Below are 20,636 nucleotides of genomic sequence, written 5' to 3' on the forward strand. Positions count from 1 at the left end.
TGTGCGGAACGCTTCAGTCTTTTATATGTTTCACGTGGAACTCCCGCAAAACCAACATTTCATTTTCCTTTAAGCGCATCACTGCCTCGTCCTCATCAGACTTGTCTTTGTAACCACACAAATGTAACAACCCATGAACACAGACCCGATGCAACTCATCTTGAAAGAGAACATCAAATTCATCAGCATTGTCCTGAACACGGTCCACACTAATAAATAAATCACCAGACACCAAACTCTCTTCCGAATAATCGAACGTAATGATGTCTGTGTAATAATCATGCTGCAAGTACTCCTTATTCATTTGAAGCAAATGCTCATCAGAACAAAAGATGATTGAGATCTCGCCCAGTTCCTTTCCCTCGACCTCACAAACATTTGAATACCATGCAAACAAAAATTCCGGATTTACACCCGGAACTTCTTCTATATCTTCAAAAAAAACTTCTACCATCACTTATTAAAAAAAACACTCACCTCGTTTCCACTATCATTGAACATCACCTCGTCTGCCAAATTTCTCATTAGAAAAATGCCGCGTCCATTCTCTTTCTCAATATTCTCAGGAGCAGTAGGGTCGGGGAGATGAAGATGGTCAAAACCACTTCCCTCATCACAGATTCTGAAACCGAAACCATCGCTCGTTTCATAAAACTCCAACTTCACTTCTTTACCAACATGCAACGAGTTTCCATGAATAATCGCATTATTAACAGCTTCTGTTACCGCTATCAAAACATTACCGTACATATCCTCATCGATTCCAACAGTCTGACAAGCTTTGTCAATCATCGACTCAACAACAGGTAAATTATTCAACTCCGAAGGAATGCTTAACGAATCAATTAAAGTAAACCCTTCTTTCATTCTTTTAATTTAATGTTCTACGAATGCTAGAACTGATTGAAGTATTTCCCTGCCTTGTCCTTATAGTACTTTGTCAACAAAGGATCAACGGCACGTAACAACTCAACTTGTCCAAGCTTGTTACGCTTATACTCATCAAATCGAATAAGGTTACCATAATTGATACTTTTTCCGGAAGTAGATTCTCTTTTCTCTTCGAAGCCTCTTTCTTTCAATGCTTTCTCACTTTCCAACAAACGAGTCAGGATGTCCTGCTGACGACGAATCATATCCGGAGAAAACTGCTTGTTGATCAATTGCTTTTCTTGCTCCTCCAATTCCTTTATTAAAGGATTCAACTGATTTCCCTTTCCAGTTCCCTCCTTATTCATTTCATTTCTCATTTGCTCCAATCGCTGACGAATTGCAGTTTGCTGTGCTGCCATTTTTGCAACTTCTTTGTTTCCCAGTCCAGGCATTCCCTGACTTCCCTGACCCGGTTTATCACCAGGCTCTTTTCCTCCAGGGTTAGGACCCTTCTTCATTTGCTCGAGCTGTTTCTTCAACATCTCTTTCATATCACCAGGTGACATTTGTCCACCACTAGGTTTTTTTCCAGCTCCACCAGGATTGTCACATGAACCTGAACCAGGTTTTTGCTGCTGAGCCTGTTGCTGCATTGACTGCAAACTTTCATTCAACATCAACGCCAGGTTATTATAACTTGTCATTACATATTGTTGATGTTGCTGCATTCCTCTTTTGTTATGCTCACCGATTTCATTCGTGATCAACCCGAAATTGGAACGGATGTCTTTTAATTCCTTGTCAATGAAAGGAGCAATCTTTGTCTGACGTTTTGCCAAAGCCATCAAGCTGTCTTCGATCAACTTATTATCATCAATGATGCTTCGCTGCTTTCTTCCCAACTTGTTATAATAAGGATCCATATCCTTCACCTTTACAAACCGGTTCATCACGTACTCCTGATCAAAGCTCAAAGACATCAGATTCTCCAACAACAAACGGATCAAACTCATATCCTCTTCATCCTGCTTTTTGTTTGCAGACTCCTGTTGGTTATTCATTTGGTCTGACAACTCCTTCATTTTCTCTGCTGCTTTCTTCTGATTCTCGCCGGCTTTACTTTTTTTGCCCTGATCCAGTTTGCTTTTCGCACCACTCATCTCATCCGTAATTTCCTGTTGCTCCTTTTCAAATGAGTCCATAGGCATTGGACGTTCCAACTCCTCGTTCAGCTTCTGCATCTCTTGCATGTCCTTCTTCAAGTCATCAAACTTCTTGTTCAATTCCTCCTGTTTCTTGGAAGCATCTTTTTCAGATGTTTTTTCATTCTTTATATCTTGTTCCAATTTCTCCTGTTCCTTGGCCAGCTCGTCAAGTTCCTTCTCTATATCATCAATTTTCTCATTCACCTGTAAACGCTTCAGCATCTCCATTGTTCGATCCAATTGCTTTTTCATCTCGTCACTTGAAGCATCGAGTTTCTCGGTTTCATTCTTCATTTGTTGCTGGTCGTTCTTCTCCATCAACTTCTCCAGATCATCCAGCAATTTCTTCAACTCATCATCCATGACTTCCTTCAACAATTCCTCGATCAGTTCCTGTTGTTTCAGAAGTTCCTCATCTTGCTCACTCAGTTTGTTCTTCTCTTCATTGCTTGCATCCAATTTATCCTTGATCGATTGCAACTCTTCCTGCAAGGATTGCTGTTGTTGTTTCAAGGATTGAACCTGCTCCATATTCTTAAAATCACTCTTTGATTTATTCATCAGCGATTTCTGCAACTTGTTCACATCCTTTTGAAACTGTTCTGTTTTCTTATAGACATCCGTCAATGCGTTTTTCAGTTCTTTCTGAACCTCGTCTCGCTTTTCATTCAAATTCGTAAGTGTCGGTAATTCATAAACAAAATTCTGAGAAGAAGTACTCTTTGACCCATTCACACCATCGTTATCAAACACCTGAAAGTGATAAGAGATTTTATCTTCCACATCAATATTATCGCGACTGAAATCAACAGCAAATGAAAATTTATCACTTGTTGTGGAATATTTATCCACCAACATTTTACGCTTCAACTCCGGTCCATTCTTTTTTTGAATCGTATACATGAAGTAAAGCGATGTCAATCCATAATCATCGGAAATTAATCCTTCGAACAACCTTACGGAAGTCTTAATGGAATCAACGCTTTCCGAAACCAGGATAGAAGGATAGGCATCCTTAATCACATGCACTTGAATATTGGAAGTATCCAACACATTCAAATCCTTATTCTTCAACACAAAATTGATAGACCCGTCTTCCTTATAAATGGATTGGAAACTTCCATTAGATGCATCAAATTGTCTGGAAAAACCTTTACTGAAGACCTTGAACCAACTCACATTTCTAGCTTCCACATTCCAGTCCACCTTGGTTCCTTCCGGAATATCCAAATCAGCTATGTTTAACAAGCGTTCATCTTTCTTGTTCAAATACTTTGGATAATGCAAAGTAGCCACCACCTTTCCCAAAGAAGAATTTCCAAGCACCCTAACTTGAAACTCTTTTGATTCGTATCCTTCACTTTCAAAATGGAATACAAAGTCTGATTTCAAGTTATCAATAGGGAAGGCCAACCGATTCTTCCGAACCTTATTCATCTTATATCGTCCGCGATTGGAAACCAAAAAGACATGTTCCGGAACATACAATCCTGTGATATCCACTTCCACATTGTAGGAGCTTCCTTCACGAAGTTTATCCTTTTTATTTACCAGGTTGAAATCAAAGGGCGCCTCTTGAGCTTGCGAGAAGTTCACCACATTCGAAGAACCCTTGGTGATCCATTTTGGAGCAAAGACAGCAATACATCCAAAAATCAAAATGATAGGAATCACATACTTGAGATACTTCTTTGATTCTTCATATCGCACAGCTTCCTCAAACTTAACAGCTAACAAGTCATTTGACTTTTGTGAAACACTGGCACGAATCAATTCAAAGCTCCGGTCATCCTCATTCACAATTTCATTCAATTGCAAAGTGTTCAATAAGCGGTCTGAAACATTCGGGAAGAAGGAACCAATAATTCGCGCAGCTTGTGTTCTATTAATCCGCTTCCCAAAAGAATACAAGCGCATGATCGGGAGCGCAAAATAACGCACCAATAAATAGCTATTCATCCCAAGGAACAAAATCAATAATATAAATCGTACGGAACTCGGGAAACGACCAAAGTATTCCAAGACACTTACGGTTAACCAAGAGGCCAATAAAAAGCCAACTACGATTAAAACACCTTTCAAGATCTCACTCTTGTAATACTTACGTATAAAGGCATCTATCTGTTCAATTAAGCGATCAAAAGCTGACATAAAAACAATTCTAATTCGAATAACTCACTAAAGTAGAAAAGTTCAAACAGAACATCTCCCTCAAATTCAGTATTCTGTACACTTAAGCCTTAAAAAAGGTTAATCTTTTATCAATGAATAGAAATTATCTATTCACTGACTGACGAAAAAATTGCCTTCTGCAATTTTGTATCAGGATTAACCCAGACAATTTATTCGTCAGCCTTACGGGTAGATTAAGCATAATTGCTCAATCTGGGTTAATAAATGATTACTTTTGCTGAAAAAATTAAGCATGAGTTCGTCAGACGTACGTGTTCGCTTCGCACCATCCCCAACTGGACCTTTACACATGGGAGGTGTTAGAACAGCACTTTATAATTACCTTTTTGCTAAACACAATAATGGAACTTTCATTATTCGAATAGAAGATACCGATCAGACCCGTTTTGTTCCTGGTGCTCAGGACTACATTATGGACTCCTTGAGTTGGTGTGGAATCATCCCGGACGAAGGTCCAGGAATAGGAGGAGAATATGGTCCCTATGTTCAAAGTGAGCGCAAGGAAATGTATCGTCCATATGCAGAAATGCTGGTAGAAAATGATAAGGCTTATTACGCTTTTGATACACCGGAAGAATTGGAAGCAGTTCGTGAACAAGCGAAACAGATGGGTATGCCCAACTGGCAATATAATAGTGTTACACGCACAAATCTGAAAAACTCGTTGACACTTCCTGCAGATGAAGTGAAACGCAGATTGGAAGCCGGTGACCCTTATGTGATCCGTTTCAAAATGCCTAGAAATGAAGATATTCGTTTCGAAGATATCATCAGAGGATGGGTCGTTGTAAACACTAACAACCTGGATGACAAGGTTTTATTCAAAAGTGATGGAATGCCAACCTACCATTTGGCAAATATCGTTGATGATCATTTGATGAAAATATCCCACGTAATCCGTGGAGAAGAGTGGTTACCATCCGCACCGATGCACGTTATGATGTATTTGGCATTTGGCTGGAAAGCACCACAATTCGCACATTTGCCTTTGTTGCTGAGACCTGATGGAAACGGAAAACTTTCAAAAAGAGACGGTGACCGCTTAGGTTTCCCTGTGTTTCCTGCGAACTGGACAACGGCTGAAGGAGAGTTGTATTCCGGGTACCGTGAGAACGGATATTTCCCTGGCTCATTCATCAATATGCTGGCATTTTTAGGATGGAATCCGGGAACTACACAGGAAATTTTCTCTATGGACGAATTGATCCAGGCATTCACTTTAGACAGAGTGGGGAAAGCAGGAGCGAAATTCGACCCGGAAAAAACAAAATGGTTCCAACAACAATATTTGAAGCACACTTCCGAAAAGGAACTGGCACGTCTATTAAAAGAACAATTTAACCTGACGGATTCCGAAGAAAGATTAGAAGCTTTCTGTAAGTTGATGAAAGAGCGCGCAACCTTTGTCAAAGACATGATGACAGAAGGATCCTACTTGATTAACAAACCGGTTGGATACGACGAACAAACTGTTTCCAAAAAATGGAAAGAGGATTCCGCGTCATTAATGACTGAATGGAAGAATAAATTGGAAGCTGTTTCTCCTTTCGATGCACCTACGATAGAAGCTGCGTTTAAATCCTTTCTAGAAGAGAAATCATTGGGTATCGGAGCTGTTCTTCCTTTATTCAGATTACTCCTTACTGGTGCCGGAACAGGACCATCTATGTTTGAAATTGCAGCATATCTTGGAAAAGAAGAATGCTTGACTCGCATGAACGACGGATTGACCAAACTAGGATGAATCATACCATTGAAGTAAACGGAATAAAGCTTTATGCTTATCATGGCTGCTTAGAGGAAGAAGGAAAGATTGGTGGAAACTACATTGTAGATGTTCACATGAAAACCGACTTTCAAGCAGCTGCATTGAGTGACGAGCTAAGTCAGACGATTGATTACGTTCATATCAATGCAGTCGTGAAACAAGAAATGGCGATCCGTTCCAAACTGATTGAGCATGTAGGACAACGGATTGTTTCACGTATTGAACAAGAAATCAAAGGGTTAATCGGTTTAAGAGTGAAGGTCACTAAAATTTGTCCACCTATTAACGGTGATGTAGACAACGTAGCGATCATAATTGAGACAGGAACTTGGTAGTTTTACTTGACGTTAAATAAAAAATTACTATTTTTGCCTCCACAATACGGTCTCGTGGCCGAGCGGTTAGGCAACGGTCTGCAAAACCGTCTACTCCGGTTCGAATCCGGACGAGACCTCTTAAAAAGCTTTCATCAAATGATGAAAGCTTTTTATTTTTTATATCATTTGCAAAACAATTACTCCGATTCGTCCCGATAGCTATCGTGGACCGGACGAGACCTCAAAAAGATTCGCATTACGTAAAGCTTTTTTGTTTTTATATAAACTAAGCAAAAGCATCACTCCGGTTTCCCGAACATGCAGGAGACAAGACCTCAGAAAGCCTCACATCATGCGCGAATTTTATGTTTCTACAAGATGTTGTAATACTCCATCATTTTCCCCCTGATCACATGAATTTCGCAAATTTCAAATGAAATTTATGATATATCTGAAAAGAATTAATCTCTCTAATTATGTTTCTGCGTTCCTCTGCGGGAACATAAAACAAAAAAGTCCCGCATATATGCAGGACTCTCTCTTATGTTTCAGTATACGTGTAATTATTAGCGTCTTAATTCGAACAATTGAATGTCCCTAAAGCTTTTTCCGTTTTGATCTTTTCCTGTTACGATTGCAGCATAGCTTCCGTTTGGAGCTTCATCACCGGATTTATCTCTTCCGTTCCATCCTTCCTGTTCCCCAGGAGTACCTGAGCGGAACATTTCACGATTATTCTGATCAATAATCACCAATTGGAAATCATTGATGTTTTCAGCTTCCACGAAGTAGATATCATTGCTTCTATCTCCATTCGGTGTAAATACGTTAGGAAATTTACTAACCTTGGATTCCAGCTCTACAAAAACAGGTTCTTTTGTATTCTCCGGATGTTTAACCGGAGTTTCAGTTACTGCTTCATTCGTATGATCCTTTTTATCAGCCGGTGATCTTTTTGTATCATTCTTATCTGCTGATCCTGCTTTTGAGTTATCAGTTAAAATTCCTTTATCATCGGATTTAGGGCTTTCCTTCTTATCTATTAGAGTGTTCTCATTCTGATCATAAACAGGAGGAACTACAAATGGATTTGTGAAAGGAATATCCTTAGCCGATTCCGTTGAATGACTTCCTTCCGGTTGAGCGGAATAAGTATTCTCACCTTTATTAGCAGACTGTTCTGTCATCTTTTCTTCAGGACTCGTCACGTTCACATTTTGCGAAATCTCTTTAGGAGAATCGTTTTTTGTTTTAGTTGGTTCCTCACCTGAATTCAAAGCAACAACAGCAGTGACCACACCCACAGTTCCCACTGCAGCTGAGCCAATGATCCATTTCGTCAAAGCAGAAAGCCCCTTGGTTGCAACGGTTGCTGTAGAAGCAACACCTGCAGCGGCCATCTTCGCCTGAACACCAGCCCACAACTCCGGTCTTACCGCAGAGGTCTGGTTTTCAAAAGCCTTCGAAAACAGTTCTTGTATATTATCTTTTTCAATCACGTTCTAATAGTTCTAATTGAGTGCGTAGAAAAGCTCGTGCACGCGAGTATTGAGATTTGGAGGTATTCTCCGTCACTCCCAATGTATCCGCTATTTCTTTATGTGAATAACCTTCAATTGCAAACATGTTAAATACAATCCGATATCCATCCGGCATTCCGTCGATCAATTTCATCAACTGAGCCAAATCCATTCCATCAAATTGATGGTCTGTAAAAGATACCTTGTATTGAACTTCTTCAACTTGAACATCATCCAATAGCTTCTTATTCTTTCGGATGGTGTCCAAAGCCGTATTCACTACGATTCTTCTGATCCATCCTTCCAGAGATCCTTCCATTTTGAAATCCACAATCTTCTGAAAAACCTTTACAAAACCATCTTGTAGTACGTCCTCAGCTTCCTGTGTATTTCTCAGATAACGCTGACAAACAGCCATCATCTTGGGAGCAAACTTATCAAACAACGCTCGCTGTGCTTTTGAATTTCCTTTGGCGCATTCATTTACCAATGTTAAATCATCCATAGCACTTGCTGTATCAATAGACTCTAAACTACCAAAAAAGGTTGCACGAGGTAAACATCTTCAAAATAAAAAATTAATTTAGTGGTACTTTAGCACCCCCATGAAAACAAGCGTTGGCTCTTTGTTACTGATTGTCCTGTCAATAACATCTCTACATTCCCAAAAGATTTCACTCCTTCCCGGATCCTATTCCGCTTACTTGCAATTAAATGAAACAACCCAATTACCCGTTCATTTAAGCGTTGAAAAAAAACAAAAAAGGTTGTTGTTGGTTGTTCACAATGCCGAGGAAAGAATTGAATTGACCAACGGGATCAGAAAAGGAGATACCACTATCTTGCCTTTCCCAAGCTTCGACTCTGAGTTGCGCTTTATCACGGATAAGAAGAAAGAAATCAGAGGGTTTTGGTTTAACTATAATAAAGGTGCAAACTATAAAATTCCTTTTTTCGCCAATTTCAACCAAAAACCGCGAAAAAAAGAGGCTCCCATTGGAGATTTGAACGGGAAATGGGAAACACACTTTTCTCCTGAAACAACTGATGAAGAAAATGCTTTGGGAATTATTACCCAAAATCAAAACCATCTTACAGGAACGTTTAGAACAGAAACGGGAGACTACAGATTTCTGGAAGGAACTATCGAAGGTTCCAAATTCTATCTTTCAGCATTTGATGGTTCGCATGCTTTTCTATTGAATGGGACTTTAAAAGATCACCGGGTGCAAGGTTACTTTTACAGTGGAAAACATTACTCAACAGATTTCGTGGCAACCTACAATCCGGATTATGAATTGCGAGATCCGGATTCAATCACTGTACTGAAAAAAGACAATCCTTCATTCAGCTTCAATTTGAAAACGGTAACTGGCATCGATTATTCGTTCCCGAATCAAGAAACAAGAGGGAAGGTGGTCATCATTCAAATTATGGGAACCTGGTGTCCGAATTGTATGGATGAAACCAATTACTATAAGGAGCTTTACGATAAATACCATTCAAAAGGATTGGAAATAATTTCAATCGGGTATGAGACTGCAGATTCTTTTGAAGATCAGGCAAAGAAAATCCTCACATTAAAGGAGCGTAAAAATTTGGATTTCACTTTTTTGGTTGGCGGTAAAGCTTCTAAAGGAATTGCATCCGAACAATTTAAAATGCTCAATGAGGTTATTTCTTTCCCAACATCTATCTATATAGGAAGAGATGGTCAGGTAAAACGTATTCACACAGGATTCAATGGTCCCGGAACCGGTGAGGTTTATACGGAATATGTGAATAAAACAAATGCTTTGATAGAATCTCTTTTGGGTATTACCGGTTCAAAGTAATCCGTTTCGAAGCATCCGAAATTTCCCAAGCAGTAAAGAAAACCAATCTGGCAACTTTTTCCACTTTTGAGAAAATGATCTTCTCCACATCATCTGTCGGCTGGTGGTAATCTTCATGAACCCCACTGAAGTAGAAAATAACCGGGATGTCGTGCTTTGCAAAGTTGTAATGATCCGAACGGTAATAAAACTGATTCGGGTCTGATAAACTATTGAACTTGTAATCCAATTTCAATTGCGTGTATTTTGTATTTACCCGTTCGTTTGCATCATGCAGGTCATTGCTCAACATATTCGAACCGATTATATAGATGTAATTGGTATCCTTTTCATGACCAATGTCATTTCGACCGATCATGTCAATGTTCAGATCTGCAACGGTATTCTCCAATGGAATGATGGGATGTGAAGAATAATAATCGGAACCCAACAATCCTTTCTCTTCTCCGGATACAGGCATGATCAAAACAGAGCGTTTCGGTCCTTGACCATTCTTTTTTGCTTCCATAAAAGCTTCAGCCAATTCCAACAATGCAACCGTTCCTGTTCCATCATCATCTGCTCCATTGTATACAACTCCATGATCTACCCCGATATGATCATAATGAGCAGTTATAATCACCACCTCTTTTGAACCGACCGGATCACTTCCTTCTATATAGGCAAGAACATTTGAGCTCGTCAATTTTTCCTGCTGCGTATTCAATTGTCCGTTCAATATAAACAATGGCTTCGGATGCTCGGTTTCTTTGAACTTCCCTTTTCCGAAAAGGTAATTGTTCGACTTATTCTTTAGCGAAAGCATGGAAGAATCCCTGACAAAGAGAATGGGAAATTCCTCCTTCTTCTTTTCATCTGCCAAATACATGGTTTTGGTTGTTACATAATGATCCATGTACTCATAGAGTGTGCTGTAATCCTTCGATACAAGAATAATTCCTTTTACATTTTTAGATAACTGCTTTTTCAAGACCGAAACTTCTTTACGAACTTCCAGGCTTTTCATTACATAAATCACATAACAGGGGGTTTCTCCAACCTTAGGCAATTGGTCCACACCATAAACAGGTATGTTCTCCAAATTCGTTTTTGATTTACAAGCGTAATAGATAAAATCCTTTTTGAAATCCAATGCCAAATTATTCAAAGACATCGTTCCACCAGGAGTGCTTTCAATTACGTCGAAATGCTGTTCATAACCTGTCATTCCAGGAGCAAAGGAACAACCCAACTTTTGAAAGTAAGCACTCAGGAATTCAGCAGTCATTTTCTGACCTTCCTTTCCTGTTTCTCTTCCCAAATAGCTATCGGAAGCCAAAATAGTTAGATTCTTTTTCAAATCTACCTCATTAATATAGGCGCTGTATTTTTTGGCTATATCGACTTGTTGGGAAAAACAAACGCACCAGGCACTTGAAACTAAAATACTGAAAATGGTTTTCATACTTTTTAGATTGAAAATATAAAATGAGCAATTGAAAAGATTATAAACACACCTCTTTTCAATTGTCCATGATCACTACTACATTATTAAAGGGCAATTTTCTCAACACGCTTTTGGTGTCTTCCGCCTTCAAATGCAGTATTCCAAAAAATATCCACCATTTCAAGTGCTTCTTCCACTGAAACGAAACGGGCAGGTAATGTCAGGATGTTTGCATCATTGTGTTCGCGCGCCAATTGAGCGATCTCCTTCTTCCAACAAAGTGCGCCACGAATTCCCTGATGTTTATTAACAGTCATGTTGATACCATTCCCACTTCCGCAGATCACGATTCCCTTTGAACCTTCATTTGCTTCCACATGATTAGCAACCGGGTGACCGAAATCTGCATAATCGATACTATCTTCACTATAACATCCGTAATCTTTTACTTGGTAACCCAATGATTCTAAATGTTTTATAACTTCTGATTTCAATTGAAACCCTGCGTGATCCGCTCCTATAGGAATGATTTGAGACATAATAATGAATGTTTTGTCAAAGTTACACCTTATCAACAAATGGAACAATCAATTAACAATAAGAAAAAAACCATTTCCTGAAAGGCCTGGTTTTAATCGGATTACCAAAAGTAGTTTTACACACGATTGAATCTAAAATTGTCAATATCTGTTAGAAAGAATCCATAACTATTTCTAGGATAATCCAACTATTTAGGCATATGTACAAGTTTTTGAATTGAGCACCATAAAGTTTGACTGAGTTATCGTTATTTTATCACCATGTTAAACACAGATTAACAGACAGAAAAGAAACTATTTTATCCACATTAACAATTTCACCCGATTTGTTCATATCTACGTAAACTATTGTAATAGAAGTCCAAAAGGAACAAAACCAGTGTCAATAAATCAGGTAAAATGACTCATAAGTTTAAAAAACGAATCTTTTACACAAAAGTTTTACACGAATTAACACCCCTAATAGATATAGTAAATAGTCTTTTATAAAATCTTTTTATTCTATTTATTAGATTACCTTCCTTTTAAAGACTAATTTGCACAATTCATAGTTAAAGTTTATATTCGAATAGACGAACGAAAGTTAAGTGTCTACTAAATATTAGAACACATGGTGATTAAATCTCAAATTTAATTACTTTTGACTCCAAAGCTGTAAAAGAATGACGAAGGCTAATGTATTAGTTGTAGAAGATGAATTCATTGTTTCGAAGGATATCCAATCCAGTTTGAAAAAGCTTGGATACAATGTTGTTGGTGCAGCTCCATCGGGTGAAAAAGCCCTTGAATTATTAGAAGCCAATCAACCGGATATTGTCCTGATGGACATCATGTTGAAAGGCGAAATGAATGGAATCGAAACAGCAGAAATTGTTCGGAACCAATATTCGATTCCGGTTATTTATCTGACTGCTTATGCGGATGAAGCTACGTTGTCAAAAGCGAAAGTTACCGAACCTTACGGATACATTCTAAAGCCGTTCAAAGAGATTGATTTGCATACTTCAATCGAAATGGCACTTTACAAACACAAAAAGGAACAAGAGGTGGAACGCGAACGTGACATGCTTTATTCCCTGGTTGAGAACAAGGAAAAAGATTCCTTCAATGAGTTCATTTTTGTAAAGTCAAACAGCAAATTGGTGAAATTAAATATGAATGATATTTATTTCATTGAAGCGTTAAAGGATTATGTGGTTATCAACACCAATGAAACGCGGTATACGATTCATTCCACGATGAAGGATATTGAAACGAAATTGGGTACGGACCAGTTTATCCGTGTTCACCGTTCTTTCATTGTTCGCCTGGATAAAATCGCATCGATTGATTTCCCGAATTTACAATTGGAGAATGATCGCAAGTTAATTCCAATCGGTGGCTCATACCGGGATGAATTGACCAACCGAATCAAGATGCTTTAATTAGCAAGTGATCAATTCACGGCTTCTTAAATACCTTTCCCTCAATAGATTGTAGTATACGCGTTTTAAATCGATATGGTATTGAAATATTCTGTAGCATTGATTTAAAATAACTTGCTTATGAAATTTGTTTTACTCTCCATTTTATCTTTTTCCATCAGTATCGCATCTGCTCAAAATCCGTCGATCCGCATTTTGCATGTGAAGTTTCAGGATGGATCAAAAGTTCAGGCACAATCCGGCAAACTGTTTTCAGGTGAAGCACCTTATCCGGATGTATCCAATCTGGAACAATACGGACATTGGGAGCCATTCTACTCCATTTCAAATGAGTTGTTGCAGACTTACTACTTAAAAGCAAAAAAGAACCTGAAAAAGAATCTTTCGGATCCGAATACGATTTTCGAATTCCATGTGAATAATGAAGTGGATTTGGAAACAGTTAAACGAAAACTGGAAACGTTGACAGCTATAAAATATGTGAGTATTCCTCCTAAGTTGAGTGCTCCTGTAGTTCCAAATCTTCAACCTTCTCAGCTTTATTTGTTTGATCAGGAACAAGGAATTCATGTGCAGGAATTTTGGAATGCGTATTCAATCTATGGAGCAGGAGTTAAAGTGTGTGATGTGGAATATACATTCAATGCAAATCATATGGATTTACCTCCTGTGATTATTGTAGGACCTCAACCGGAAGATCCGGGATTTGGTAACAATCATGGAACGGCGGTGTTGGGTGAAATAGCATCCTTAAATGATGGTATTGGAACAACGGGAATTGCTTATCAAAGCCAGTTGTATTTTGCCGGAGCTTATATTGATCAGGCTTACTACCTGGAAGAAGCATTGATTAACACCTTAAGTGAGCTGGGTGGAGGTGACGTGGTTTTGATCGAACAGCAGACAATGGCTTTCGAAGGAACACCGGATGAAGGTTATGCGCCGGTTGAATGGTACGAACCTTTTTATGATGCCATCCAACTGATTTCCGGAAATGGACTGATTGTAGTAGAGGCAGCCGGAAATGGAAACCGTAACCTGGATGATCCGATGTTCACTGTGGGCAATGGCGGACATTATCCTTTTTTAGAAGAAAACTGGTCGGAAGCAATTATGGTTGGTGCCGGAGCAGTTGGCATCGACGATGTGTCCCGTTCCCGTTTGTGGTTTTCCAATTACGGAAGTCGGATCGATTTACAGGGAAATGGAGAAGGAGTAGTTACAACAGGTTATGGATCAGCTTATGCAGCTGAAGGACCGAATAAATCCTATTCAAATAATTTTGGAGGAACTTCCGGAGCATCCCCGATAGTTGTTGGTGCAGTGACGCTTTTGCAATCACTTTCCAAAAATTTTACCGGAAATACCTTATCGAAGAATGAAATAAGAGACTTGTTGGTAAGTACCGGAAAACCTCAGGTGGCTGGAACTCTTTTTCCTGTTTCCGAGAAAATAGGTCCCTTGCCGAATATCTTTGCTGCCGGGAATTATTTGATAGATCACTTAGGAATTGAAGAGGCGTATGACAAGCAGGCGGTTTCCATTTTTCCAAATCCGAATACCGGTTCTTTCGCGGTTTATGTACCGAATGAAACGGTGAAACAGCTGAATTTAAGAACCATTTCAGGACAGGAAATCCAACTGGATGCGGTGAAGACAGATATGGGATTTGCACTGACCAATCTGAATTTGGAGGCTGGGATCTACTACTTATCCTTGACTTACAAGGACGGAACAGTTGTTACAAAACCGCTACAACTCATTCATTAGTAGCATCAGTAAAAATTTTACCGCAAAGGAAGAATAAGAGTCAAACTCTGCGGTCTCTGCTTCTTTGCGGTTTATGGATATTGTGCTAAACTTGTCAGTGGTAAATTCATAAGATGGAAAATCTGATCATTACTTCCGACAAGCACCAGCTGGATATCGAATACATTACCCGGTTTATAGCTCAGACTTATTGGGCAAAAGACCGCAGTTTGGAAACGATGCAAACCTGTGTGGACAACTCCCTGAATTTCGGTATTTTCCTTCATGGAAAACAAATTGGTTATGCACGCGTTGTAACGGATTACGCACAATTTGCTTATTTACTCGATGTATTCATTGACGAAAAACACCAGGGCTTGGGTTATTCGAAAATACTCATGAAATACATTCTGGAAAACGAACTGTTGAAAAATGTCAAAGTGTGGCGTTTAGCAACTTCCGATGCACAGGAGTTGTATCGCAAGTTTGGGTTTACAGAATTAGCGAAGCCGGAAAACATGATGGAGTTAATGAGATAAAAGAATGAATGGTGTAAAACAAATAGGCGTTTTTGTAATTGCATTTCTTGCTTTAGGTTGCGAAGGAATCGTTGGAGATACAGGATATATTTATTCTTCCGAAACCAATGAACCGCTTAGTGATGTGACTGTCACCTTATTTGTAAAAAACAAAAAAACGTCAACGATTATTACTAAATCGGATGGTTATTTTGATGCTAGTTCATTTGTTGGCTGTACACCAAAATGTCCTGGTGCAGGAATTCAATTTTTGAAAAAAGGTTTCAAACCGAAAATAATCAAAGATGTAGATTCATATACAAAGAAACATCCGAATAATGGGAAAGGATATATGATCATCCTTTTAGAACCAAAATAAAGTAAATGAGAAAAAACAACCTGCTGCTTTTCCTGTTGAGTATTGTGATAGCTTCCTGCGGAACTTACAAACTTAGAAAAGACGTAAAACTTGAAAATCTTCCGGCTCCGCCGGGAACAATCGAATTATCGGAAAACCAGTATTTCGATAAGACGGAAGCAACCAACTTTCACTGGCTGGAATACCTGTATTGGACTAAACGGGTTTATGGAAGAGATTCAAAAGAATATCAACAAATTTTGCCGGACACCACCGTTTGGACAAACTTGGACGGAAAATATAGTCAACAGGTGGATTTTTATTTGAGAGACCCAGTATACCGCGATTTCCCTGTGGTAGGTATTTCATACCGGCAAGCGGTCGATTATTGTAAATGGAGATCTGACCGGGTAATGGAATACATGCTGGTCAAATTCGGCGTTTTTGATTATAAAACTGATGTTCCTGCAGATTCCGTTTTTACTATCGAAAAATACTTTAAAGGAGAATACTATGGAATTCAACCGAATCCACATTTCGGGTTTTATCCGCATTATTCGCTTCCGGATCCGATCACCTATCAGAAAGTAATCATTTTTGCAGATTCCCTGAATGTAAAAAATTCGCATTCGTGCCGAAAAAAACACTGTGATGTAAGTGATTTAGGAAGAGTTTGCATGGAGAATCGTCGGGAAACAGAAGTTTATCCTTATTCACCCCACCCGACAAAAGAGGTATTCAGCTGTGGATGTAAAAAAGACAAGATCACTCATTTGCAAGGAAATGTCCGGGAAATGACAGATTTGGAAGGAACATTTTTTGGAGCGAGTTTTATAGATTCCTGCTCTGTCCTGGATTATGTACTAAGAACAGATTCTTTTTTAATCAATAGTTACACCGGTTTCAGGGCGAAATGCGAATACCGGAAATGGGGTAATTAATTGAAATTCAAAATGAAATTAAAGAGAATGTTCTTGTTGGTAACGTGTTTAGTCGCGGCAAATTCCTTATTTGCACAAAACAGGAGTTTAACCTTTTCGAAACGGGTTATCAAATCAGGGCATTGGTGTCCAGCGTCCGATTTGTCATCACTTCATAATGGAGACACCCTTGTTCTATATAAGAAAGATAGGAGAGGTTGTGGGCGTAGTATGAAGCTCAGAACGAATACGATTCTTTTGAAGGAATTTGGGAGTACATATTCGGGAGAACCGTTTGTGGAATTTAAAACAAAAGGAAAATGGCATTTGACGAACGATGTTATTCAACTTCTTATTTTAGACTTTCAAAAAAGCAGGATAGAATTACAATTAATTGATTCAAAAGACGATTCAATGAAATTTGTCGTTAAGACCAGAGAACAAAAGGACGCTTAATTATGAAATCGGATACCAAATCGCATCTCTACTTCAAAATTCTATGAAACAGGTTGTTTTTATACTCATTCTACTGCTTGGAAAACCGGTTTTTTCCCAACAAATAGATTGTTCCTGCGCCAACGCTGTAGCTAAGGCGTAAGCGTTCTGTGGGAAACTCTAAATTCACCCCGTAACCGAAACCAACTTCGGATAATAGAATCTTTTCCCAACACCTATAAATATAATCTATGAGATTATAAAAATAATAATTTTTTTCTAAGGGTTATTCTCACGTACCTTCGTCAGGTAACACAAAAACAAAATTATTATGAAAACAAATGAAATTGTACTATTTTTTTGCCTGTTACCTGTACATCTTATTAATGGACAAAATAATTTAGAAACGATGAGTAAGTGTCCCTTCAACCATGAAAATCCTGAACAGAATCTGGGCGGTTCCGGTTCAGAACGACTTTTAACTAAAAGTATAACAACCAATCAAGATTGGTGGCCAAATCAATTGAATTTGAGCGTACTTCGACAACAGTCTTCCTTGTCTAATCCGATGGGTGAAACGTTTGATTATCACACAGCATTTTCAAGTTTAGATTATAAAGCACTAAAGACGGATATTCAGAAAGTACTCACGGATTCAAAAGAGTGGTGGCCTGCAGATTTTGGAAATTACGGACCTTTGTTTATTCGTATGGCTTGGCATAGTGCAGGAACTTATCGGACAGGCGATGGTCGTGGAGGCGCTTCAGAAGGGCAACAGCGTTTTGCTCCCTTGAACAGTTGGCCGGATAATGCAAATTTGGATAAAGCAAGAAGATTGCTTTGGCCGATAAAACAAAAGTATGGAAGTAAGATTTCCTGGGCCGATTTGATGATTTTAACAGGAAATGTTGCCCTAGAATCGATGGGGTTTGAAACCATCGGTTTCGCTGGTGGGCGAGAAGATGTTTGGGAACCTCAGAGCAATGTATATTGGGGGAAGGAGACCAAGTGGCTCGACGATAAGCGTTATTCGGGAGAACGAAACCTGGAGAATCCATTGGCAGCAGTTCAAATGGGATTGATTTATGTAAACCCGGAAGGACCAAATGGAAATCCGGATCCGCTGAAGGCGGCAATTGATATTCGTGAAACGTTTGCTCGTATGGGAATGGATGATGAAGAAACAGTTGCCTTAATTGCCGGTGGGCATACATTAGGAAAAACGCATGGAGCTGGTCCGGCAACACATGTAAGTCATGAACCGGAAGCTGCAAGTATCGAAGAACAGGGATTGGGATGGAAAAGTGATTATAAATCCGGAAAAGGAGCCGATGCCATTACTTCCGGGATAGAAGTTACCTGGACCTCAACACCAACGGAATGGGGTCATCAATTTTTTAAGAATTTGTTCGAGAACGAGTGGGAATTGATACAAAGTCCGGCTGGTGCTCACCAATGGGTGGCAAAAAACGGGGAGAACATCATTCCCGATGCCTTTGATCCTTCTAAATCGCATAAACCTACGATGCTTACAACGGATCTTTCTTTGCGTTTTGATCCTGTTTATGAAAAAATTTCCAGACGATTTTTGGAGAATCCGGCAGCATTTGACAAAGCATTTGCACGTGCTTGGTTTAAGCTTACACATCGCGATATGGGACCAAAAACACGCTATTTGGGACCCGAGTTTCCAAAAGAAGATTTTATCTGGCAAGATCCGATTCCAGCTTTGAACCATGTATTAATTGACGCAAAAGATATTGCGGCTTTAAAAACGACTATTTTGAGTTCCGGTTTGACATCTGAAGAATTGATCGAAACAGCTTGGGCTTCTGCTTCTACTTTCCGCGGATCGGATAAACGGGGAGGAGCAAACGGAGCACGTATTCGTCTTGAACCTCAAAAAAATTGGGAGGTAAACAATCCGAAGCAATTGGAAAGAGTGTTGAAAACGTATGAGAAAATCCAATCAGATTTCAATGCAAAAGGCGGAGCGAAAAAAGTATCATTAGCCGATTTAATTGTATTAGGAGGAACAGCAGCTGTGGAAAAAGCAGCAAAAGACGCAGGATTTAACGTAGAAGCACCATTCACTCCGGGTAGAATGGATGCCAATCAAGAACAAACAGATGTCAATTCTATGCAGTTTTTAGAACCAATGGCAGACGGATTCCGCAATTACACAAAAAAACAATACACCGTTTCAACCGAAGAGTTATTGGTTGATAAAGCACAATTATTAGAGCTTACAGCTCCGGAAATGACCGTATTGGTTGGAGGATTGCGGGTATTGAACGCAAACTATAACGACTCTAAAAACGGAGTATTTACACAAGCGCCCGGAAAATTAACCAACGATTTCTTTGTCAATCTGCTCAGCATGGATTATCAATGGGTTGCTGTTGACGATACGAAAGAAGTTTTCGAAGTGAAAGAACGCACAACCGGAAAAACGGTTTGGACAGCAACTCGCGCCGACTTGATTTTCGGGTCAAATTCCGAACTCCGGGCTTTAGCTGAGGTATATGCAAGTGCTGACGCAAAAGAAAAATTCGTTCGCGATTTCATCGCCGCATGGACGAAAGTAATGAACTTGGATCGGTTTGATGTGAAAAAGTAAGAGAACCGATCAAGATAAAATAAGTATAAAAACCCCTGATTCCATCATATTGGAGGTCAGGGTTTTTTGTTTAATGAAACGAGTATGTCTGCAAATAATAATCTTGATCAAATAAACCAAATGCAGATATCGGGAATGCTTTACCTTATATTGATGTATCAAGTCAAATGAAAACACAGCGACTGTAAGTCTATTGCGGACGGATTGATTTGGATTATCTGCATCAACGAAGTCAAAGTATCTAATTAATTACTAGCTTTGCCCAAAATAATACATCCGGGTTACCGGAACAACCGCGACTACTGAATCTAAATCATTCATTTTGCCAAATAATTTTCTAGTCAGAAAGTCGTGTTTAATTAATCATTAAAATAAAACAACATGGCAAAAAAATTAGACAAAATTATCGTAATCGACATTGAGGCAACCTGCTGGAATACGGCTCCTCCTCAGGGTATGACCAACGATATTATTGAATTCGGGATTTGTTTACTGGATGTCGATACCGGAGAAATTTCCGACAATAGGGGAATCCTTGTTATTCCTGAACGCTCTGAGGTTAGTGATTTCTGCACGGAGTTAACCACCATTACATCGGAAATGATCCGACAGGAAGGAATTTCGTTCAAAGAAGCGTGTGGTATCATCAGAAAAGAATACGAAGGACAAAGCAGGGCGTGGGCAAGTTTCGGTGCATACGATTTGAAACACATTCAACGTCAATGCTCTGAGTTGGGTGTCGGGTATCCACTTGGACCATCTCATATCAATGTGAAGACACTTTTTGCATTGAAGAACAAATTGGGACATGAAAAAGGAATGGATGGCGCATTGCAGCATCTCCGCATCGAACTGGAAGGAACACATCACCGAGGAGTGGATGATGCAAAAAACATTGCAAAGATTCTCAAAACGCTTTTGTAATCCTTATTCCAC

At 39.2% G+C, this 20,636-nt stretch carries 17 protein-coding genes and 1 tRNA gene; 11 read left to right on the forward strand and 7 right to left on the reverse strand.

Annotated features, from left to right (window positions below; translation table 11 throughout):
- Positions 1-13: 13 nt before the first annotated feature.
- Genes ybeY through AAG807_RS02565 form a run of 3 tightly spaced genes read right to left on the reverse strand, consistent with a single transcriptional unit; the run spans position 14 to position 4,229 of the window.
- Positions 14-454: an rRNA maturation RNase YbeY gene (gene ybeY / locus AAG807_RS02555; RefSeq protein ID WP_341900503.1), complete on the reverse strand. Its 441-nt coding sequence runs from the start codon at positions 452-454 to the stop codon at positions 14-16.
- Complete coding sequence (locus tag AAG807_RS02560) at positions 454-867, reverse strand: ATP-binding protein (protein WP_294859194.1); 414 nt, start codon at positions 865-867, stop codon at positions 454-456. The genes ybeY and AAG807_RS02560 overlap by 1 nt, the downstream gene beginning before the upstream one ends.
- A 26-nt stretch (positions 868-893) precedes the next feature.
- Entirely contained in the window at positions 894-4,229 is a 3,336-nt protein-coding gene (locus tag AAG807_RS02565) for a hypothetical protein (protein ID WP_341900507.1), read from the reverse strand.
- A gap of 274 nt (positions 4,230-4,503) precedes the next feature.
- Here AAG807_RS02565 and gltX point away from each other — a divergent pair, with 274 nt between their 5' ends.
- From gltX to AAG807_RS02580, 3 genes are all read left to right on the forward strand, one after another.
- Positions 4,504-6,015: a glutamate--tRNA ligase gene (gltX, locus tag AAG807_RS02570; protein WP_341900508.1), complete on the forward strand. Its 1,512-nt coding sequence runs from the start codon at positions 4,504-4,506 to the stop codon at positions 6,013-6,015.
- The gene (gene folB, locus AAG807_RS02575) at positions 6,012-6,374 is read left to right on the forward strand and encodes a dihydroneopterin aldolase (RefSeq protein WP_341900509.1); all 363 of its coding nucleotides are present in this window, start codon (positions 6,012-6,014) and stop codon (positions 6,372-6,374) included. Before gltX ends, folB begins: the two co-directional genes overlap by 4 nt.
- 48 nt (positions 6,375-6,422) lie before the next feature.
- Positions 6,423-6,493 (forward strand) — tRNA-Cys (locus AAG807_RS02580).
- A gap of 429 nt (positions 6,494-6,922) precedes the next feature.
- Here AAG807_RS02580 and AAG807_RS02585 read toward each other — a convergent pair.
- Positions 6,923-7,855 carry a gliding motility-associated C-terminal domain-containing protein gene (locus AAG807_RS02585; protein WP_341900510.1) on the reverse strand — a complete coding sequence of 311 codons (933 nt, stop codon included), beginning with the start codon at positions 7,853-7,855 and terminating at the stop codon, positions 6,923-6,925.
- On the reverse strand, positions 7,848-8,381 hold the full coding sequence (locus AAG807_RS02590) for an RNA polymerase sigma factor (protein WP_294859189.1): 534 nt from the start codon (positions 8,379-8,381) through the stop codon (positions 7,848-7,850). Before AAG807_RS02590 ends, AAG807_RS02585 begins: the two co-directional genes overlap by 8 nt.
- A 100-nt stretch (positions 8,382-8,481) precedes the next feature.
- Here AAG807_RS02590 and AAG807_RS02595 point away from each other — a divergent pair, with 100 nt between their 5' ends.
- The gene (locus AAG807_RS02595) at positions 8,482-9,711 is read left to right on the forward strand and encodes a TlpA disulfide reductase family protein (protein ID WP_341900511.1); all 1,230 of its coding nucleotides are present in this window, start codon (positions 8,482-8,484) and stop codon (positions 9,709-9,711) included.
- Here AAG807_RS02595 and AAG807_RS02600 read toward each other — a convergent pair.
- Both AAG807_RS02600 and rpiB read right to left on the reverse strand, forming a co-directional pair.
- Positions 9,695-11,155 carry a M28 family peptidase gene (locus AAG807_RS02600; protein ID WP_341900513.1) on the reverse strand — a complete coding sequence of 487 codons (1,461 nt, stop codon included), beginning with the start codon at positions 11,153-11,155 and terminating at the stop codon, positions 9,695-9,697. The two genes, AAG807_RS02595 and AAG807_RS02600, sit on opposite strands and share 17 nt — an antisense overlap.
- An 86-nt stretch (positions 11,156-11,241) precedes the next feature.
- Positions 11,242-11,676 (reverse strand): ribose 5-phosphate isomerase B, encoded by a 435-nt coding sequence (rpiB, locus tag AAG807_RS02605; RefSeq protein ID WP_341900515.1) that lies wholly within the window; start codon positions 11,674-11,676, stop codon positions 11,242-11,244.
- A gap of 662 nt (positions 11,677-12,338) precedes the next feature.
- Here rpiB and AAG807_RS02610 point away from each other — a divergent pair.
- From AAG807_RS02610 to AAG807_RS02640, 7 genes are all read left to right on the forward strand, one after another.
- Entirely contained in the window at positions 12,339-13,100 is a 762-nt protein-coding gene (locus tag AAG807_RS02610) for a response regulator (protein ID WP_294859185.1), read from the forward strand.
- 120 nt (positions 13,101-13,220) lie between these two features.
- Positions 13,221-14,870 (forward strand): S8 family peptidase, encoded by a 1,650-nt coding sequence (locus AAG807_RS02615; RefSeq protein ID WP_341900519.1) that lies wholly within the window; start codon positions 13,221-13,223, stop codon positions 14,868-14,870.
- 113 nt (positions 14,871-14,983) lie between these two features.
- Positions 14,984-15,388 (forward strand): GNAT family N-acetyltransferase, encoded by a 405-nt coding sequence (locus AAG807_RS02620; protein ID WP_341900522.1) that lies wholly within the window; start codon positions 14,984-14,986, stop codon positions 15,386-15,388.
- A 4-nt stretch (positions 15,389-15,392) separates the two neighbouring features.
- Positions 15,393-15,746, forward strand: coding sequence for a hypothetical protein (locus AAG807_RS02625; RefSeq protein ID WP_341900524.1), 354 nt, complete (start codon positions 15,393-15,395; stop codon positions 15,744-15,746).
- A 5-nt stretch (positions 15,747-15,751) separates the two neighbouring features.
- Entirely contained in the window at positions 15,752-16,666 is a 915-nt protein-coding gene (locus AAG807_RS02630) for an SUMF1/EgtB/PvdO family nonheme iron enzyme (protein WP_341900526.1), read from the forward strand.
- Positions 16,667-17,489: 823 nt separating this feature from the next.
- The gene (gene katG / locus AAG807_RS02635; RefSeq protein ID WP_341900528.1) at positions 17,490-19,700 is read left to right on the forward strand and encodes a catalase/peroxidase HPI; all 2,211 of its coding nucleotides are present in this window, start codon (positions 17,490-17,492) and stop codon (positions 19,698-19,700) included.
- Positions 19,701-20,081: 381 nt separating this feature from the next.
- Positions 20,082-20,624 (forward strand): 3'-5' exonuclease, encoded by a 543-nt coding sequence (locus tag AAG807_RS02640; RefSeq protein WP_341900530.1) that lies wholly within the window; start codon positions 20,082-20,084, stop codon positions 20,622-20,624.
- Positions 20,625-20,636: the final 12 nt, after the last annotated feature.

The organism is Fluviicola taffensis DSM 16823 (assembly GCF_943372375.1).
In the GTDB taxonomy this organism is placed as follows: domain Bacteria; phylum Bacteroidota; class Bacteroidia; order Flavobacteriales_D; family Crocinitomicaceae; genus Fluviicola; species Fluviicola taffensis_A.

Bases quoted from the DNA above. Each gene is read 5' to 3' on its own strand.
- AAG807_RS02565 (WP_341900507.1), bottom strand. From the start codon at position 4,229: ATGTCAGCTTTTGATCGCTTAATTGAACAGATAGATGCCTTTATACGT.
- ybeY (WP_341900503.1), bottom strand. From the start codon at position 454: ATGGTAGAAGTTTTTTTTGAAGATATAGAAGAAGTTCCGGGTGTAAAT.
- AAG807_RS02630 (WP_341900526.1), top strand. From the start codon at position 15,752: ATGAGAAAAAACAACCTGCTGCTTTTCCTGTTGAGTATTGTGATAGCT.
- AAG807_RS02620 (WP_341900522.1), top strand. From the start codon at position 14,984: ATGGAAAATCTGATCATTACTTCCGACAAGCACCAGCTGGATATCGAA.
- gltX (WP_341900508.1), top strand. From the start codon at position 4,504: ATGAGTTCGTCAGACGTACGTGTTCGCTTCGCACCATCCCCAACTGGA.
- AAG807_RS02610 (WP_294859185.1), top strand. From the start codon at position 12,339: ATGACGAAGGCTAATGTATTAGTTGTAGAAGATGAATTCATTGTTTCG.
- folB (WP_341900509.1), top strand. From the start codon at position 6,012: ATGAATCATACCATTGAAGTAAACGGAATAAAGCTTTATGCTTATCAT.
- AAG807_RS02615 (WP_341900519.1), top strand. From the start codon at position 13,221: ATGAAATTTGTTTTACTCTCCATTTTATCTTTTTCCATCAGTATCGCA.
- AAG807_RS02640 (WP_341900530.1), top strand. From the start codon at position 20,082: ATGGCAAAAAAATTAGACAAAATTATCGTAATCGACATTGAGGCAACC.
- AAG807_RS02595 (WP_341900511.1), top strand. From the start codon at position 8,482: ATGAAAACAAGCGTTGGCTCTTTGTTACTGATTGTCCTGTCAATAACA.
- AAG807_RS02625 (WP_341900524.1), top strand. From the start codon at position 15,393: ATGAATGGTGTAAAACAAATAGGCGTTTTTGTAATTGCATTTCTTGCT.
- AAG807_RS02590 (WP_294859189.1), bottom strand. From the start codon at position 8,381: ATGGATGATTTAACATTGGTAAATGAATGCGCCAAAGGAAATTCAAAA.
- AAG807_RS02600 (WP_341900513.1), bottom strand. From the start codon at position 11,155: ATGAAAACCATTTTCAGTATTTTAGTTTCAAGTGCCTGGTGCGTTTGT.
- rpiB (WP_341900515.1), bottom strand. From the start codon at position 11,676: ATGTCTCAAATCATTCCTATAGGAGCGGATCACGCAGGGTTTCAATTG.
- katG (WP_341900528.1), top strand. From the start codon at position 17,490: ATGAGTAAGTGTCCCTTCAACCATGAAAATCCTGAACAGAATCTGGGC.
- AAG807_RS02560 (WP_294859194.1), bottom strand. From the start codon at position 867: ATGAAAGAAGGGTTTACTTTAATTGATTCGTTAAGCATTCCTTCGGAG.